Origin of the sequence: Henriciella sp., assembly GCF_049649345.1 — a bacterium.
Taxonomy (GTDB): Bacteria; Pseudomonadota; Alphaproteobacteria; order Caulobacterales; family Hyphomonadaceae; genus Henriciella.
The window spans coordinates 1-2,942 of the sequence record NZ_JBARZC010000265.1; the positions used below are offsets into that span (position 1 = coordinate 1).

The window sequence follows — 2,942 nt, forward strand, 5'->3', positions numbered from 1 at the left end:
CCCTTGGCCTTGCTGCATGCGGCGGCCAGTCCACCGCAACCGACTTCGACGAATTCTTCCCTTGGGATCCTGACAGGGCCGACCTTCAGGAGACCGACTCAGGCATCAAATACTATGTCGTCGAGGAAGGCCCCGAGGACGGCGCATCGCCATCGCTGGGCGACACGGTGCAGGTCTTCTATGATGGCCGGTTGACGGACGGGACCCAGTTCGACGGCAATTTCGGCACCGGCCGGCCTGCAATCTTCGGCCTGACACAGGTGATCCCTGGCTGGACGCAGGGCCTCCAACTCATGTCCGAGGGCGATGAGTACATCTTCTTCATTCCAAGCGAACTCGGCTATGGCCAGACGCCGCGCCCAGGCGGTGTCATCAAGCCGGGTGACGATCTCGTCTTTCGCGTGCAGCTGATGGAGATCTTCGAGCCGAAGCCTGCCGACGATGCGGCCTGGAACGCCTATACGCCCTGGGATTCGGCCAATGAAGACGTTCAGTCGACCGAGTCCGGGCTCGAATATGTTGTGCTCGAACAAGGCGATCAGAGCCGCCAGAGCCCCGAGCCGAGCGATACGGTCGTCGTGCTCTATGAGGGCCGGTTCTCTGAAAGCGGCGAGGTGTTTGACAGCGCCTATCAGCGCGGGGAGCCGATCATGTTCCCGGCCAATGGGGTCATTCCGGGCTGGCAGGAAGCCCTCACCATGATGAAACCGGGCGCACGCTGGCTGGTCCACATACCCTCAGAGCTTGCCTATGGCGAAAAGGGCTATGCCGGAGCGATCCCTCCAAATACGGACCTCGATTTCGAAGTTGAGTTGATTGATGTGCTCGGCACGGAATAAACTGTGTAAATAGAGGGCACAGGGCAGAGCGAGGGGCTCGTATATGGCTGTACACATTCGCCGGCTGAAACTGGCAGCGATCGGTATGGCCGGGATGTTGGTATCGGCCTGCCAAAGCTTACCGAACCTGCCCGGCATCAACGCGTCCGGTAAGCGGCAGGCCTCCAGCGGCGCCAGCGCCTGCCCCAACGTCGCCCCCGGCCCCGGCTCGTTCACGCCGCCCTTCCCGTCAACCTGCGAAGGCGTCCAGGCCAGTGCGTCCGGCCTTGAATGGCTGGCGATCCGCAATGGCCCGGAGGGCAAGGCGGCGCCCGGCGACGGCGCGACTGTCATCGTCGCATATGAAGGTTATCTCGCCTCCGATGGCAGCCGGTTCGACAGCTCCTATGCCCGCGGCGAACCCGCCGTTTTCAATTTGGATGCGGTGATCGAGGGATGGACCGAGACGCTGAAGCGCATGACGCCGGGCGATGAGTGGCTGGTCTACATCCCTGCAGAGCTCGCCTATGGCGCCGGTTCGCCGGGCCCGGGCATCCCGCCCAATAGCGACCTGATCTTCAAGATCCGGCTCGACGGGTTCCTCGATGCAGACGAGATCGCAGAGGCCACCAGCACCGCCCGCCAGTCCGGCGCGTCGGAAGCGCTATGGGCCGACTTTCTGCCATGGGACAAGACGCGCAAAGGGGTCGTCCGCCTCAAATCCGGCCTCAGTTATTACGTCATTGATGCTGGCGAACCCCGCAGCGGCAAGATCCTCGCCGATGACATCGTGATGATCGATTACGAAGCGCGCCTTGCCGATACCGGCGAAACCGTCGGAGCAACCTGGACCAATGGCGAACCCCTCACCGTGCGCGCCGGCGACGCCGTTCCGGGATTTGCCCAGATGATCAGCCTGATGCCCCCCGGCGCCATCTGGATCGGCCACATTCCTTCGCCCATAGCCTACGGCCAGGACGGCCTGGGCGAGGCGATACCGCCGGGGGCGGATTTGGTGTACCTGGTGAATTTAATTGCAGTGACCCCGGATTAGCGAGATGCAGTTGCGCTGCCGCTTACGCGTTGATCGTTAATCTTAAGCGTTTTCGAAGAATATCCAGTCCGGTTGCAGCGCAGCAGGTATGGCGTCCATCAGATCGATTCTGAGAGGCTTAGATAGAAATCCGTTTCCATCTTGAAATACACCCACAACGGCCTCGCAAGCCCCAGCATTTATCAGATCAAGCGGGATCCCCATTTTTCGCGTGTATATCCGACCTGGGGGCAAACAAAATGGTAAATACCCCTTGAATGCCTCATTGCCCATTGCTTGTCCTCGGCGATCGCGAACCATCATTGCGATGCTGACGCCGTGCTGTCCCTCCCCGGACCAACCCTGAGTACTTAGGTTTCGAACCGAAAATGAAAGCCCAACTCCATTCAAAAGGAACTCCCCATCACCTACCATCCGAAGCTCCGCAATCGGTTTAACGACATTGGTAAGAGGTCTGTTCATCGTAGTTTTATGCAAAGATGAATCTGCATTGAGCTCCTCAATGTAGTTTGGTTCGTAGACCTTGTACCACTCATCACTCTGAATTCTCGCTAACAGCGCCTGAGTACTCTCTTTCCAGGTGAGGTGGTTGCGACTGCTAGTCGATGCGGCTTTCGATGCGCCGCTCTTTGGTTGCGACAGGAAAGACGAAACAGATTCTGCCAACGCAGCGCTATCGCCTACGTCAAAAAAACTCGCTCGATCAATTGAACTGGCGACTTCCTTAAAGACAGGGATGTTACTCGCAATGATTGGTACGCCAAAATAATCGGCCTCAATAAGTGGGAGACCGAAGCCCTCAGCGTAAGATGCGCAAATGACCGCAGCAGCGTTTCTGTAGGCTTCACCAAGTGCCTCATCATCCAAATTTGCCCGCCAATGCAACCGCAATCCGAATTCGGGATGATGTTTCAGACGTTGAACAAAAGTCTCCACGCCCCATCCTTCCCGCCCAATGATGTGAAGCTCAGAATCGATGCCCTTTTCCCAAAGCGATTCAAACGCATCCAGAATGACAGAATGACCTTTTCGAGGCTCGATCGTGCCAACAGAAAGAAACTGGCTTACAC

3 protein-coding genes are annotated in these 2,942 nt (G+C 58.1%); 2 read left to right on the forward strand and 1 reads right to left on the reverse strand.

The features are described from left to right. The coding region (locus WA989_RS06930; protein WP_424339774.1) for an FKBP-type peptidyl-prolyl cis-trans isomerase at positions 1-839 on the forward strand (839 nt) is incomplete at its 5' end. Positions 840-882: 43 nt separating this feature from the next. Further along, positions 883-1,872 carry an FKBP-type peptidyl-prolyl cis-trans isomerase gene (locus WA989_RS06935; RefSeq protein ID WP_424339775.1) on the forward strand — a complete coding sequence of 330 codons (990 nt, stop codon included), beginning with the start codon at positions 883-885 and terminating at the stop codon, positions 1,870-1,872. Between the two features lie 42 nt (positions 1,873-1,914). Here the strand turns inward: WA989_RS06935 and WA989_RS06940 are convergent. Beyond that, the coding region (locus tag WA989_RS06940; RefSeq protein WP_424339776.1) for a glycosyltransferase at positions 1,915-2,942 on the reverse strand (1,028 nt) is incomplete at its 5' end.

Coding starts and splice junctions, on each gene's coding strand:
- WA989_RS06935 (WP_424339775.1), top strand. CDS start 883: ATGGCTGTACACATTCGCCGGCTGAAACTGGCAGCGATCGGTATGGCC.